Origin of the sequence: Nocardioides kribbensis, assembly GCF_015070375.1 — a bacterium.
Classification (GTDB): domain Bacteria; phylum Actinomycetota; class Actinomycetes; order Propionibacteriales; family Nocardioidaceae; genus Nocardioides; species Nocardioides kribbensis.
The window spans coordinates 207,655-220,333 of sequence record NZ_JADCLL010000008.1 but is presented as its reverse complement, the minus strand read 5'-3'; the positions used below and the strand labels follow the sequence as shown (position 1 = coordinate 220,333).

Below are 12,679 nucleotides of genomic sequence, written 5' to 3'. Positions count from 1 at the left end.
CCTCGCTGTGCGGAGCCTGCTTCGAGGTCTGCCCGGTGCGCATCGACATCCCCGAGGTGCTGGTCCACCTGCGCTCCAAGGTCGTCGACGGCCACCGCGGCGACCGGGTGCCCAAGGCCGAGGCCGTGGCCATGAAGGCCGCCGCCTGGGCCTTCACCGACGCCCGCCGCCTCGGCCTGGTCGAGAAGGCCTCCGGTCTCTCGGGCAAGGCCCTGGCCCGCCTCTCACGCACCTCGCTGCCCGGCGGCCGCGCCACCGCCGGCCGCCTCCCCGGGCCCGGCGCCGCCTGGACCGGCGCCCGCGACCTACCCGCCCCACCTCCCGAGTCGTTCCGCGCCTGGTGGCAACGCACCAACGGCGGACGCACCCCCACAGGACCCGCCGAACAGCCCTCGCCCGGACAGGACCAGCCCGGTGCGACACAGGCAGGCCCAACGCAGACAGGACCGGCCGATGACTGATCCCGCCACCGCACCGACCCCGCAGCCGACCTCGGGACCCGGCTCGGCGCGCGAGGAGATCCTCGCCCGGGTGCGCGCCGCGCTGGGCGACGTCGTGCCCGAGGCCGCAGACGCCTCACCGGTGGTGGCGCCGCGCGCGACCCCGGCGACCCACGAGGGTGCCCACGCCGCGCTGGTGGACCTCTTCGACGCACGCGTCGCCGACTACCGCGCGGTGGTCGAGCGCTGCACCGCCGCCGAGCTGGAGGAGCGCATCGCCGCCGCCCTACCGGCCCAGGGCCGGGTGGTCGTGCCCGCCGGGCTCGACGTACCCGTGCCACGAGCCGTGGTCGACAACCCCACTCCCCAGACATACTCCGACCACGAAGGCGCAGGCCTGCTCAGCGCCGCCGACCTCGACGCCTGCGTGGCCGTGGTCACCGCCGCCCGCCTCGGCATCGCCGAGACCGGCACCATCGTCCTCGACCACACCCCCGACCAAGGCCGCCGCGCGATCACCCTCGTGCCCGACCTCCACCTCTGCATCGTGCGCACCGACCAGGTCGTCGCCGACGTCCCCGACGCCATCGACCTCCTCGACCCCACCCGACCCCTCACCTGGATCAGCGGCCCCAGCGCCACCAGCGACATCGAGCTCGACCGCGTCGAAGGCGTCCACGGCCCCCGCACCCTCCACGTCCTGCTCGTCGACTGAACCCCCTGCCGGCCGCCGAGCGGCCCGCCCCACCGGCACCACCCGCCACACCTGTCGGCCCACACCCGCACCTGTCGGCCGACGCGTGGGCCGACAGGTGCGGGTTTCGCCAGCCAGCCGGTGAAACCCGCACAGCCGTCAGCCCTTGCTGGCCGCCACCGCGAGCCGGTCGACGAAGTCGTTCATCGGGTGGCCCGAGTGGCCCTTGACCCAGTGGAAGACGACGTCGCCGCGGGCCTCCACCGCGTCGACCAGCGGCTCCCACAGGTCGCGGTTGGCGACGGGCTTGCGGGCGGTGTTGGTCCAACCGCGCTGGCGCCACCCCTTCCACCAGGCGTCGCGGAAGCAGTGGACGACGTAGGTCGAGTCGCTGACCACGACCAGCGGGCCCTCCAGGGCCAGCACGGCCTCGAGGGCGGCGCGGATCTCCATGCGCTGGTTGGTGCTGGGCCGCTCGGCGCCCGAGGCGTGCACCGCGGTGTCGAGGGCCCAGGCCCAGCCGCCAGGGCCCGGGTTGCCCGAGCAGGCCCCGTCGGTGAACACCTGGCGAGCGCCGGGCGGCGCGACCATCGCGGGCTTGGCGGGACGCCGGGTGCGGGCGGAGGACGGGCGGGAGGACGAGCGGGAGGTGGTCGGCACGCCGGACACCCTGACACACGCCCCGGAAATGGTTTCGGGCGGCGGATCCGATGGATCCGCCGCCCGAAGCGCGTCTGTGGGTAGGCACCCCCTGAGCGCTACTCGTCTTGCGTGTCACCCGGTGCTGGTGAGAAGTCACCCGCGGTGGTGAAGATGAAGACAAGAGAAATATAACCCGACATCGGCCTCCGCACGAGCCCTCCCGGCACTTTCACCCCTGGGGGTGAGAGTAAAGGCGCGCGGCCCCTGGGGGCGCGGGCCACGAGGGGCCCACGGTGGTCTGGTCCGCCCCGCGGACGCCGGTCAGGCCACGTGGTCGGGTGAGGTCGAGACCCCGCCCAGACCGTTCTGCATGCCCCAGGCCACCGCCTGCGGCCGCCGGGTGACGTCGATCTTGCGGTAGGCGCCGCGCACGTAGGTCTTCACCGAGTTGATCGAGAGGTAGAGCTTCTTGCCGATCTCGACGTTGGTGTAGCCCTGCACGATCAGGGCGAGGATCTCGGCCTCCCGCGGGGTCAGCGAGAGCGCGGCGGTGGCGCTGTTGCCGCTGAGCGCGCCGTGGGGGGTGCGGTCGACCGGCCGGTGCTGACCGGCGGCGCCGGGCTGGCCGGGGCGCCCGGGCTGCTGGCGGTGGATGCGCTCGAGACCTGTGACCAGGTCGGCCGCGGGGAGGGCCTTGGAGAGCCTGCCGGGCGAGGCGGCGCCGGCGAGGTGCTGGGCCTGGTCACGCCAGGTGAAGACCACGGCGCGGGCGCCGCCGACGTGCACGAGGCGCTGCAGGCTCTCGTGGTCGCTCTCGCGAAGGCCGACGGGCTCGTAGAGCACGACGTCGACCGAGCGCGGGTCTGCGAGGGCATCGGCGAGGTCGACCAGCACGATGCGGTCGGAGTAGGGCTGGAGCAGGTGTCGGACGCCCGGGGCGACGACGGCGTAGTCGTCGACCAGGGTGGCGCGGATGGGCGTGGAGACGATCACGGGCTCGAACCTACTGCCTGGAGTTTGCGCAGGTCAGCACCGCCCACGCGGTCCTCACCCATCTGAATGAGGTCCACCATGACATATGCATGACACATCACCAACACCCGGCGTACGCCGTAAGCCCGCCACCACGTCCCGCCGAGCGGGCCGGCCGGGCCGTCGCGCCGGTCCATACTGGGCCCGATGAGCGCGACGGAGCACGAGCAGGCGGTGGCGCGCCGACGGGCGCGCACCCGGAGCCAGCTCGTCGCGGCCGGGCGCTCGCTGGTGGCCGAGCGAGGGGTCTCCGGGCTGCGCGTGCAGGAGATCACCGAGCGCGCCGGCGTGGCCCTGGGGTCCTTCTACAACCACTTCGGCTCCAAGGACGACCTCGTCGCCACCATCGCCGCCGAGACGATGGCCGAGCTGGTGGCCTCCGCCGTGCACGGGCCCGACGACCCCGACACCGCCGATCCCGGCACCGCGGGCGAGGACCCTGCGGTCACCGCCGCGCGGGTCGTGCGCCGGGTGGTGCGACTGCCCCTGGCCGACCCGGGGTTCGCGCGCCTGCTGGTCCACCTCAACCACGCCGACACCCCCGTCAACGGCGCGATGGCGCCCTACGCCCGACGGCTGCTCGCCCACGGCATCGCGGCCGGCCGCTTCCGCTCGCCCGACCCCGAGTCGACCGTCACCCACGTCGTGGGGGGTGCGGTCGCGATGATGCGACGCACCCTGGCCGGCGAGCGCGGCGAGGTCGACGCCGTCACCGGGCTCGACCCGGAGGCGCTGCACGTGGCCGTGATGCTCCAGACGGTCGGCCTCGACCTCGACGACGCCCTCGTTGTCGCCGCCGGAGCTCAGCGCGAGGACTGACCCGGCAGGCGCAGCAGCGCCTCGGCCAGGGCGGTGCCGGAGAGCCACGCGCCCTCCACCTTCGACTGCGGCCCCCACCCGTCGCCGCAGACGCCGACCAGACCGCCCGGCACCTCCGCGAGCAGGCACGGCTCGGCCCGCTCCCCGGTCGGCTTGGCCAGCGACCAGCGGTGCACCAGCGTCGAGGCCGGCTCCGGGAGGTCGAGCAGTCGGCGCAGCGCCGCGACGAGCACAGGCCCGGCCGCAGCCGGGTCGTCGAGGTGCCGGGCGGCGAGCGCGGGCGTCGAGTGCGCGACCAGCACCGGGGCGTCGTCGCCGCGCCGGCGCCCGTCGTCGGCGATCCAGGCCACGTCGTCGTCGCCGTTGACGAAGGCGCCGTGGAAGGCGCCGCCCGGGGCCGCGGAGTCCCAGGCGCGCTCGGGCCACCGGGCCACCAGCGCGATCACCGGCTCGGAGGGCCGGGTCAGGCGCGCGGCCACCGCGCCGTGGTCGCCCCCGAGCAGACGAGCCGCCTGTGCGTCGGGCATGGCCAGCACGACCGCGCCCGCGGTCGGGAGGTCGACCCCGTCGGCCACCACCCGCAGACCGTCGTCGCCCGACTCCACGCGCTCCACGGCGCCGCGGCGTACGTCGAGACCCTCGGCCAGGGCCTCGACCAGGCTGCGCATGCCGCCGGGGGTGCCCCAGCGCACCGGACCCTCCTTGGCGCTCGGGTCGGCGCCGGGCTCGAGCACCGAGAAGGTGTCGGTCCAGCGGTGGGCCAGGCCCGCCACACGCCAGGCCTCCACGACCTCGGCGAAGCGGCGGTCGGAGACGGTGAGGTAGGACGCCCCGGTGTCGACCGGCCGCCCCTCCAGGCGCTTGCTGGCCATGCGCCCGCCGATGCGGTGACCGCGGTCGACGACCACGACCTCGCGCCCCGCGTCGTGGAGCGCGCGGGCACAGGCGATGCCGGACAGCCCGCCCCCCACCACGACGACGGGGCCCGCGACCGGGGTCGACGGGGTGGTCGGGTGCGTCGCAGCGGTGCTCATCACCCCACCCTGCTCTGCCACCTCGACGCGCCCCTCACCCGCGAGGACCCGATCGGGAGGGCAGGCGTGCCATGGTGGGCCCCCGTCGTGCACTGCCGCACGGCCCGACCCCAGGAGTCCTCATGAAGATCCTCGTCGTCCTCGTCGTGATCGCTGCCATCGCCTTCGCCGTGCTCTACCTGCTGCCCCGCATGCGCCGCTGACCCGCGCCGGGCCTCCTCGCGCCGAAAACCTTGTAAGTCGAGTAATCGAGTAGGGTTGAGTGTGAACGACCTACGAGGAGGCCCCCCATGCCCACCACGATCTCCGTCGTCGGCGGCGGCGCCAGCGGCGCCCTGACCGCCGCCCACCTGCTGCGCCGCGCCACCGACCCCGACCTCCGGGTCGTGCTCCACGAGCCCGCCCCCGTGCCGGCGCGCGGCGTGGCCTACCGCACCACCGACCGGCGCCACCTCCTCAACGTGCGCAGCCGCGACATGAGCGCGCTGCCCGACGAGCCGGGCCACCTCGTGGCCTGGGCCGAGCGCACCGGCCGGCCGAGCGACCCCGTGGGCTTCCTGCCGCGCGCGACCTGGGCCCACTACCTCACCGACGTGCTCGAGGAGAGCCGCCGCTCCTCGGTGGCCACCCTCGAGGTGCGCCGCGAGAGCGTCGTCGACGTCGCCCCCGCCAGCGGCGGGCGCTTCCTCGTGCGCGGCCGCGACGCCACCACCGAGGCCGACCGGGCGGTGCTGGCCTACGGCAACCTCGAGCCGCGCCCGTTGCGCACCGAGCAGGGCGCCGTGCCCGACGCACCCTGGCACGTCGGCTCGGCGTGGGACGCCGCCGCCCTCGCCGCACTGCCCCAGGACGCCACCGTCGTGCTGGTGGGCAGCGGGCTCACCGCGGTCGACGCCGCCCTGAGCCTGCTCGGCGACCACCCGGCGCGTCGCGTGGTGATGCTGAGCCGCACGGGCCTGCTGCCCCACTCCCACCTGCCGTCGCCGTGCTCGACGAGCTGGGCCACCCCGATGCCGAGCGGCCCGCTCACCGCCGACGGCCTGGCCGCCCACGTGGTCGGCCAGATCGCGCGCGCCCGCCACCACGGCGTCTGCTGGCGCTCGGTCGTCGACGGGCTGCGCGGGGCGACCCAGCGCACCTGGACCCGCCTCGAGGGCTCCGAGCGACGCTGCTTCCTCAGCCGCCACGCCCGGCACTGGGAGGTGCTGCGCCACCGCATGGCGCCCGACGTGGCCGCGCGCATCAGGGCGTACGTCGACGCCGGTCGCTTGCAGGTCGTCGGCGGCGGCCTCGCCGGCGTCGAGGACCTCGGCACGCGGTGCCGGGTCACGCCCGGGGGTGGCGGCGAGGCCGTGGTCGCCGACGCGGTCGTCAACTGCACCGGCCCCACCACCGACCTCGACGCCACCACCTCGCCTCTGCTGGCGTCGCTGCGGCGGCGGGGCCTGGTCGTGGGCGACCCGCTCGGGCTCGGGGTGCGCTGCACGCCCGAGGGTGCGGTGCTGCGCGCCGACGGCGACCTCGTGCCGGGGCTGCACGTGGTCGGCCCGCCGCGCAAGGGTGCGCTGTGGGAGACCACCGCGGTGCCCGAGATCCGCTCACAGGCCGCCGAGCTGGCCGACCTGCTCCTGGCCGGCTGAGCGGCTCGGCGTCCCGCCGCGCGACCGAACGGGACGCCGAGCCGATGGAGGGGTCGCGAGCGACCACTCGCAGACTAGGCGTTGTTGCGCATCATGTGCAACAACGTCGACGGGGATCCGTCAGGCCCCGGGCACGATCCGCAGGTCGCGCACGGCGCCGTCGCCGAGTGCGGCGAGGGCCTCCTGGTAGGCCGGGGTGTCGTGCGCGGCCACGGCCGCCTCCACCGACTCGAACTCCACGAGCACCGAGCGCTGCTCGCGCCCGGCCTCGTAGACCTTCGCGGGCAGGCCGCGGGCCAGGAAGCGGCCGCCGGCGCCGACGATGGCGGGGCCGGCGAGCTCGGCGTAGGCGGCGAGCTTCTCGGGGTCGGTGATCTCGAGGTAGGTGCTGATCCAGTAGGCAGGCATGGCCCCATGGTGGCGCACCGCCCCCGGCGGGCGTGGTCGCCCCTGGCAGGCTGGACGCGTGCGCACCGACTTCGACCCCCGCAGCGACGACACCAACACCTACGCCCTGCTGTCGTCCCTGGTCGTGCCCCGGCCCATCGCCTGGGTCGCCTCCCGCTCCGCCGACGGCGTCGGCAACCTGGCGCCCCACTCCTTCTTCACCGTCGTCTGCGCCGACCCGCCGGTCGTGGCCTTCGCCTCGATCGGCGACAAGGACACCCTGCGCAACGTCGTGGCGACCGGCGAGTTCACCGTCAGCGTGGCCACGCTGCCGCTGATGGACCAGGTCAACGACAGCAGCGCCCGCTTCGCCCCCGACCAGGACGAGGCCGCCGAGCTCGGCGTCGAGATGCGCCCCAGCACCGTCGTCGGCCCGCCCGCGGTCGCGGCCTCGCCGGCATCGATCGAGTGCCGCCTGCACTCCACCGTCGACCTCGGGTCCTCCACCCTCGTGCTGGGCGAGGTCGTGTGGATCAGCGTCGAGGACGACGTCGTGGTCGACGGCCTGCCGTCCTACGACCGGATGCAGCCGGTCTCGCGCCTCGGCGGCCCCGACTGGGGCCTGCCCGGCCCCACGCGCGCCGTACGCCGCCCGGGCGACCCCTCCGAGATCGCCCGCTGAGCCGCGAGCCGGCTCCCTGCGCCGGCTCAGTCCGAGAGCCGGGAGCAGCCGTGCTCCACGCCCCACAGCACGGCCTGCGAGCGGCTGGTCACGCCCATCTTGAGGTAGGCCGAGCGGATGTAGGTCTTCACCGAGTTGATGCTGAGGTAGAGGCGCCGGCTGATCTCGGCGTTGGACAGGCCGTCGCAGATGAGGCAGACGATCTCGTGCTCGCGCCCCGACAGGGCGCCGGGGAGCGGGGCCGGGTCGGACCCACCGGGCGCCGGCTCGTCGCGCCGCCGGGCCAGCCGCTCGACGGCGGCGACCAGCTCGGCCGGGTCGACCGAGACGGGCAGCACCTCGTCGGCCCCCAGCGAGCGCGCCCGCCGCAGGCCCCAGGGGCTGGTGTCGAAGCTCAGGGCGAGGGACGGGCAGCTCAGCACCGCGTCGGCCGCGCGGTCGTCCAGCGAGGACGGCTCGAAGACGGCCACGTCGGGCGGGCGGGGCGAGACCGCGGGGGCCAGCGCGACGCGGCAGGCGTGACGGCGCACGACGCCGTCGAGGCCGATGAGCAGCAGCGGGGGCAGCGCCACGGGAGCGAGGAGCACCGGCGCGACACGGTGCCCGGAAGCCGGGGAGGGCATGGGGACTCCGACCAGAGCGACCGCCGGGAGGGGTCGTGGTTGGGCCCCGGGCGGTCGGGCCCACCCTAGCCAGGGCGACGCCGGGGGCCCAGGGTCGCACGGCCCCGGCCGCCGGCCGGACCGGCCCGGCTGGGACCCTGGTGGCGTGAGCACCGCTGTCGCCGACCCGACCTCCCCGCTGCCCGAGGGCGCCGACGTGCGCCTCGTCGTCGTCGACATGGACGGCACCCTGCTCGACGGCGAGGGCCGGATCCCCGAGGACCTGTGGCCGCTGCTGGAGGCGATGCGCGAGCGCGGCGTCGTCTTCTCCCCCGCCAGCGGGCGGCAGTACGCCACGCTGGCGCGCCAGTTCGACCGGGCGCGCGAGGGCATGGTCTTCATCGCCGAGAACGGCAGCTACGTCGTGCGCGACGAGGCCGAGATCAGCTCCACCACCCTCGCGCCCGACGTCGTCGCGCGTCTCGTGGGCCGGGGCCGCGACCTCACCGCGCAGGGCCACGACCTGGGCATGGTGGTCTGCGGCAAGCGCGCGGCCTACGTCGAGCGCACCGACCGGGCCTTCCTCGACCACGTCGACCCCTACTACGCCTCCCTGGTCGAGCTCGACGACCTCGACACCGTCGACGACGACGTGGTGAAGGTGGCCGTCTTCAGCTTCGCCGACCCCCAGGAGGGCACGGCGCCCGCGCTGGCCGACTTCGGCGAGACCCACCAGGTGGTCGTCTCCGGCGCCCACTGGGTCGACGTGATGCACCCCCGGGTCGACAAGGGCGTGGCCGTGCGCCGGCTCCAGGAGGAGCTCGGGGTCTCCGCCGAGCAGACGGTCGCCTTCGGCGACTACCTCAACGACCTGGAGATGCTCGACGCCGCGGGCCTGTCCTTCGCCATGGACAACGCCCACCCCGAGGTGCTCGCCCGGGCGCGCTACCGCGCCCCCTCCCACCTCGACCACGGCGTGATCACCACGCTGCGCCGCCTGCTCGGGCTCTGAGCCGGCGCTGCGGCCGGGCGGGGGCGCCTAGCTGAGCACGTCCTTGCGCTGGAAGAGCACGAAGGCGGCGGTGAGCAGCACCACCGAGTAGCCGACCGACCACAGCGCTCCGCTGGCCATGCCCGACCACTCGACGTCGCGCTGCAGCGCCTCGGCCCACGCGAACTGCTCGTGGGTCGGCAGCGCCTCGCGCAGCCGCCCGAGCGGGCTGATGGTGTCGAGGATGTTGGACACGATGGTGATCAGCACGGCGCCGCCGACGGCGCCGAGCGGGGCGTCGGTGAGCACCCCGATGAGCACGGCCAGCGAGGAGACGAAGAGCAGGCTGACGAAGAGGTAGCCCACCGCGACGGCCAGGCGGAGCCCCGTCTCGGCCCAGGTCAGCTGCTCGCCGGTGGGGCCCTGGTAGGCCTCGGTGCCGTAGGCGACCAGCCCCACCAGCATCGACCAGGCCGGCAGCAGCACGAGCGCGGCCAGCGTGGTGGCCAGCGCGACGGTGAGCTTGACCCGCAGCAGCCGCCCCCGCGGCACCGGCGCGGCCAGCAGGTAGCGCAGCGTCGACCAGCTCGCCTCCGACGGCACGGCGTCACCGGCGAAGAGCGCCACCAGCACGACGAGCAGGAAGCCGGCCGAGGCGAACATCGCGAAGACCGCCAGGTTGGCCGGCCCCACCTGGGCCAGGTCGACGAACGACGTGCCGCCCTCGCTGTCGTCGGAACCCAGCGCGAAGGCGCCCACCAGCAGCAGCGGCAGCACGACCAGGAACCCGAACGACAGCCGCGTACGCCGCCGCCGCAGCTGGCGCCGGACCTCCGCGCGCAGCGGCAGCGGACGGCGCGGGGTGGTCTGGTGGCTCATCGGCGTACCTTCCCGGCGTCGGCGGCATCGGCGTCGGCGACCTGGGCGGGCTGGCCCTCGCCGACCAGGCTCATGAAGACCTCCTCGAGGTGGCGGCGCCCGTCGACGGCGGCGACGGGCACCCCGGCCTCCACCAGCCGGGCGACGAGCGCGGGGCGCGGGACCGTGCCGGCGACGCGCACGCGTCCGTCGGGCTCGACGACGGCCTGCTCGACACCATCGACACCATCGGGGCCACCGAGGCCGCCGGGACCCGTGAGCGCCTCGACGGCGCGGGCCGGGTCGCCCTCGACGGTGACGAGGGTGGAGCCCGAGCGGTCGACGAGGTCGGCGACGGCGCCCTCGAGCACGACGCGCCCGCGGTGCATGACCACGACGTGGCTGCAGGTCTGCTCGACCTCGGAGAGCAGGTGGCTGGAGACCACGACGGTGCGACCCCCGGTGGCGTAGCGGGCCAGCACGCCGCGCAGGTTGCGGATCTGCGGCGGGTCGAGGCCGTTGGTGGGCTCGTCGAGCAGCAGCAGCTCGGGCAGGCCGAGCATGGCCTGGGCGATGCCCAGCCGCTGACGCATGCCCTGGCTGTAGGAGCGCACGGGCCGCTCGGCGGCGACCCCGAGGTCGGCGATGGCCAGCGCCTCCTCGAGGTGCGCGGTGGCGGGGTCGTTGCCGGTGGCGGCCCAGTAGGCCAGCAGGTTGTCGCGGCCCGAGAGGTGCGGCAGGAAGCCGGGGCCCTCGATGAGGGCACCCACCCGCGCCAGCACCGGGGCGCCCGCGGTGACGGGGTGGCCGAGCACGTGCACGGTGCCGCCGTCGGCGCGGATCAGGCCCACGAGCATGCGCATGGTGGTGGTCTTGCCGGCGCCGTTGGGCCCCAGCAGGCCCACGACCTGGCCGCGCTCGGCGCGCCAGGAGGTGCCGTCGACGGCGCAGAAGCCGTTGCTGTACTGCTTCACCAGCCCGTCGACGGCCAGCGGCACGTCGGCGAGCTCCGCGACCACGGGCGCCTCGCGGCGCCGCCGGCCGGCCAGCAGCGCCAGCGCGGCCGCGCCGAGCAGCAGCAGGCCGACCGCCACGACGAGCGGCGTGGGCGCCAGCCCGCCGGTGCCGGCCGCGCGCTCCGCGTCGACGCTCGGAACGACGACCCCGTCGCCGGCCAGCGACACGACGTAGGTGCGGCGGTCCTCGGGCACGGCGTAGGCCGCGTCGGTGCTGGAGACCACCACGCGCAGCGACTGACCGGCCTCGACGCGGTAGGCCGACGTCGGCAGGGCCACCTCGACCTCGCGCGGGCGCCCCGGAGTGAGGCCCTCGAGGCGCACGGGCGAGACCAGCTGGCGCGGCAGCGTCGCGGCGCCGTCGGCCGAGACCACCCAGGCCGAGGCGAAGAGGGTGGCGTCGGTGGTCGAGGAGACCACCGAGAGGCGCACCCGCGGGCTGCCGACCACGGTGAGCGGCTCGTCGAGGGCGGGGGTGTCGAAGACCGCCGACTCCCCCGGCAGGGCTCCGAGCGCGTAGCCGGCGCCGGTCGACCCGGCGGCGCCCAGCAGCGGCCCGGTGCCGGGCAGCGAGGTCAGCGCCGCGGGCTCCCCGCCGGGCGGCGACAGCAGCGGCTGCGGGCCGTCGCCGCGGGCGCCGGCCAGCGGGAGGGTGGTCGTGGTCTCCTCGCCGTACGCCGGGGCCGTCAGCTGCTCGGCCTCCTCCTCGCCGAAGGGCGAGGCCGGCAGCGACAGGTCGAAGGCCTCGCCGGGGTCGGGCCCGCCGCGCAGGTGGTGGTCGAACCACGCCAGCGCGGGGTCGACCAGGTCGTCGGCCGACAGCGCCGCGCCCGAGGCGTCGTGGCCGCCGTCGATCCAGCGCACCGCGACCGGCGTGCCCTCGGCGGCGAGGCCGCGGGCGGTGGCGTCGGCCTGGTCGAGGCCGAAGAGGGAGTCCTGGAGGCCCTGCACGAGCAGCGTCGGCGCGGCGATCCGGTCGAGCACCGGCGCCGGGGAGGAGCGGCGCAGCAGCCGCAGGACCGCCTCGTCGGGTCGGCCCGTGGTGGCGGCCTCGTCGTAGAGCCGGCAGACCCGGGGGGCGAAGCGCCCGCACTGCGGGTCGACGCCCGGGGCCGCGGAGGGGTCGAGGCCGGCGGCCAGCCCGGAGGCGAAGAAGAGCGAGGCCCAGCGCTGCTTGAGCACGCCGGGCGCGGGCGTCTCGCCCACGGCGCTGCCGGAGACCGCCCGCTGCGGGAAGAGCCCCTGCGCGAGGTCGTGCCAGGTGATGGCGGGCACGATCGCGTCGACGCGGTCGTCGTAGGCCGCGGCCATCAGGGCCAGCGCCCCGCCGTAGGAGCCGCCGGCGATGCCGGCGCGGGGGTCGCCGGGGGCGTCGAGCAGCACGTCGTCGCGCTCGGCGAGCAGGTCGAGCAGCCGCGAGGCGTCGGCGACCTCGTAGTCCGGCGAGTCGAGGTGGATGAGGCCGCCGGAGTCGCCGAAGCCGCGCGCGGTCCAGGTCAGCACGACGTAGCCCTCGGCGGCCACCGAGCGGGCCTGGGCGGCCAGGTCGTCCTTGCTCCCGCCGAAGCCGTGGGCCAGCAGCACCGCGGCGCGGCGGCCCTCGTCGTCGGCGCCCGGGGCGCCCTCCTCGGGCGCGAAGACCGACACGTCGAGGGAGACCCGCTCCCCCGAGGGCTCCGGCCCCACCGACACCTCGAGCTCCTGCTCGTCGACCCCGACGGCGTCCTCACCGCCCAGCCCGGTCACCGCGGCCGCGCCCGCGCCCGCCACGACGAGCGCGGCAGCGAGGGCCGCGGCGAGGACGGCCCGGCGGGGTCGAGCGGGCCGACGCATGCTGCATTC

General features: G+C 75.8%; 14 protein-coding genes. 7 read left to right on the top strand and 7 right to left on the bottom strand.

What is annotated here, in order from left to right; translation table 11 throughout:
• On the top strand, positions 1-461 hold a 461-nt coding region (locus tag IR170_RS17100; protein WP_193666091.1), incomplete at its 5' end, for a lactate utilisation protein LutB domain-containing protein.
• The gene (locus IR170_RS17095; protein ID WP_193666089.1) at positions 454-1,155 is read left to right on the top strand and encodes a LutC/YkgG family protein; all 702 of its coding nucleotides are present in this window, start codon (positions 454-456) and stop codon (positions 1,153-1,155) included. The genes IR170_RS17100 and IR170_RS17095, both read left to right, overlap by 8 nt.
• Before the next feature lie 138 nt (positions 1,156-1,293).
• Here the strand turns inward: IR170_RS17095 and IR170_RS17090 are convergent, their stop codons facing one another.
• Both IR170_RS17090 and IR170_RS20455 read right to left on the bottom strand, forming a co-directional pair.
• Positions 1,294-1,794 carry a ribonuclease H family protein gene (locus IR170_RS17090; protein WP_235557518.1) on the bottom strand — a complete coding sequence of 167 codons (501 nt, stop codon included), beginning with the start codon at positions 1,792-1,794 and terminating at the stop codon, positions 1,294-1,296.
• Between the two features lie 303 nt (positions 1,795-2,097).
• Positions 2,098-2,769: a helix-turn-helix transcriptional regulator gene (locus IR170_RS20455; RefSeq protein WP_056863264.1), complete on the bottom strand. Its 672-nt coding sequence runs from the start codon at positions 2,767-2,769 to the stop codon at positions 2,098-2,100.
• A gap of 186 nt (positions 2,770-2,955) precedes the next feature.
• On the opposite strand from IR170_RS20455, the gene IR170_RS17080 reads away from it, so the two are divergent.
• Positions 2,956-3,627 (top strand): TetR/AcrR family transcriptional regulator, encoded by a 672-nt coding sequence (locus tag IR170_RS17080; protein ID WP_193666087.1) that lies wholly within the window; start codon positions 2,956-2,958, stop codon positions 3,625-3,627.
• Here IR170_RS17080 and IR170_RS17075 read toward each other — a convergent pair.
• Positions 3,612-4,661, bottom strand: coding sequence for an NAD(P)/FAD-dependent oxidoreductase (locus IR170_RS17075; protein WP_193666084.1), 1,050 nt, complete (start codon positions 4,659-4,661; stop codon positions 3,612-3,614). The genes IR170_RS17080 and IR170_RS17075 overlap by 16 nt on opposite strands.
• A gap of 71 nt (positions 4,662-4,732) precedes the next feature.
• On the opposite strand from IR170_RS17075, the gene IR170_RS20075 reads away from it, so the two are divergent.
• Positions 4,733-4,864 carry a hypothetical protein gene (locus IR170_RS20075; RefSeq protein ID WP_264674845.1) on the top strand — a complete coding sequence of 44 codons (132 nt, stop codon included), beginning with the start codon at positions 4,733-4,735 and terminating at the stop codon, positions 4,862-4,864.
• 87 nt (positions 4,865-4,951) lie between these two features.
• Positions 4,952-6,301, top strand: a complete 1,350-nt coding sequence (locus tag IR170_RS17070) for an FAD/NAD(P)-binding protein (RefSeq protein WP_227489469.1) — start codon at positions 4,952-4,954, stop codon at positions 6,299-6,301.
• Between the two features lie 120 nt (positions 6,302-6,421).
• On the opposite strand, the gene IR170_RS17065 is transcribed toward IR170_RS17070, so the two are convergent.
• Positions 6,422-6,709: a DUF1330 domain-containing protein gene (locus IR170_RS17065; RefSeq protein ID WP_056863260.1), complete on the bottom strand. Its 288-nt coding sequence runs from the start codon at positions 6,707-6,709 to the stop codon at positions 6,422-6,424.
• Positions 6,710-6,767: 58 nt separating this feature from the next.
• On the opposite strand from IR170_RS17065, the gene IR170_RS17060 reads away from it, so the two are divergent.
• Positions 6,768-7,370: a flavin reductase family protein gene (locus IR170_RS17060; RefSeq protein ID WP_056903278.1), complete on the top strand. Its 603-nt coding sequence runs from the start codon at positions 6,768-6,770 to the stop codon at positions 7,368-7,370.
• A gap of 26 nt (positions 7,371-7,396) precedes the next feature.
• Here IR170_RS17060 and IR170_RS17055 read toward each other — a convergent pair whose 3' ends face one another.
• Entirely contained in the window at positions 7,397-7,993 is a 597-nt protein-coding gene (locus IR170_RS17055) for a response regulator transcription factor (RefSeq protein WP_193666081.1), read from the bottom strand.
• 145 nt (positions 7,994-8,138) lie between these two features.
• Between IR170_RS17055 and IR170_RS17050 the strand changes: the two genes are divergently transcribed.
• On the top strand, positions 8,139-8,984 hold the full coding sequence (locus IR170_RS17050; protein WP_319805138.1) for a Cof-type HAD-IIB family hydrolase: 846 nt from the start codon (positions 8,139-8,141) through the stop codon (positions 8,982-8,984).
• 27 nt (positions 8,985-9,011) lie between these two features.
• Here IR170_RS17050 and IR170_RS17045 read toward each other — a convergent pair whose 3' ends face one another.
• Both IR170_RS17045 and IR170_RS17040 read right to left on the bottom strand, forming a co-directional pair.
• Positions 9,012-9,842 carry an ABC transporter permease gene (locus tag IR170_RS17045; protein ID WP_193666077.1) on the bottom strand — a complete coding sequence of 277 codons (831 nt, stop codon included), beginning with the start codon at positions 9,840-9,842 and terminating at the stop codon, positions 9,012-9,014.
• The gene (locus tag IR170_RS17040; protein ID WP_193666075.1) at positions 9,839-12,670 is read right to left on the bottom strand and encodes an alpha/beta fold hydrolase; all 2,832 of its coding nucleotides are present in this window, start codon (positions 12,668-12,670) and stop codon (positions 9,839-9,841) included. The genes IR170_RS17045 and IR170_RS17040 overlap by 4 nt, the downstream gene beginning before the upstream one ends.
• Positions 12,671-12,679: the final 9 nt, after the last annotated feature.

Bases quoted from the DNA above. Each gene is read 5' to 3' on its own strand.
- IR170_RS17080 (WP_193666087.1), top strand. From the start codon at position 2,956: ATGAGCGCGACGGAGCACGAGCAGGCGGTGGCGCGCCGACGGGCGCGC.
- IR170_RS17075 (WP_193666084.1), bottom strand. From the start codon at position 4,661: ATGAGCACCGCTGCGACGCACCCGACCACCCCGTCGACCCCGGTCGCG.
- IR170_RS17055 (WP_193666081.1), bottom strand. From the start codon at position 7,993: ATGCCCTCCCCGGCTTCCGGGCACCGTGTCGCGCCGGTGCTCCTCGCT.
- IR170_RS17040 (WP_193666075.1), bottom strand. From the start codon at position 12,670: ATGCGTCGGCCCGCTCGACCCCGCCGGGCCGTCCTCGCCGCGGCCCTC.
- IR170_RS20075 (WP_264674845.1), top strand. From the start codon at position 4,733: ATGGTGGGCCCCCGTCGTGCACTGCCGCACGGCCCGACCCCAGGAGTC.
- IR170_RS17045 (WP_193666077.1), bottom strand. From the start codon at position 9,842: ATGAGCCACCAGACCACCCCGCGCCGTCCGCTGCCGCTGCGCGCGGAG.
- IR170_RS17070 (WP_227489469.1), top strand. From the start codon at position 4,952: ATGCCCACCACGATCTCCGTCGTCGGCGGCGGCGCCAGCGGCGCCCTG.
- IR170_RS17095 (WP_193666089.1), top strand. From the start codon at position 454: ATGACTGATCCCGCCACCGCACCGACCCCGCAGCCGACCTCGGGACCC.
- IR170_RS17065 (WP_056863260.1), bottom strand. From the start codon at position 6,709: ATGCCTGCCTACTGGATCAGCACCTACCTCGAGATCACCGACCCCGAG.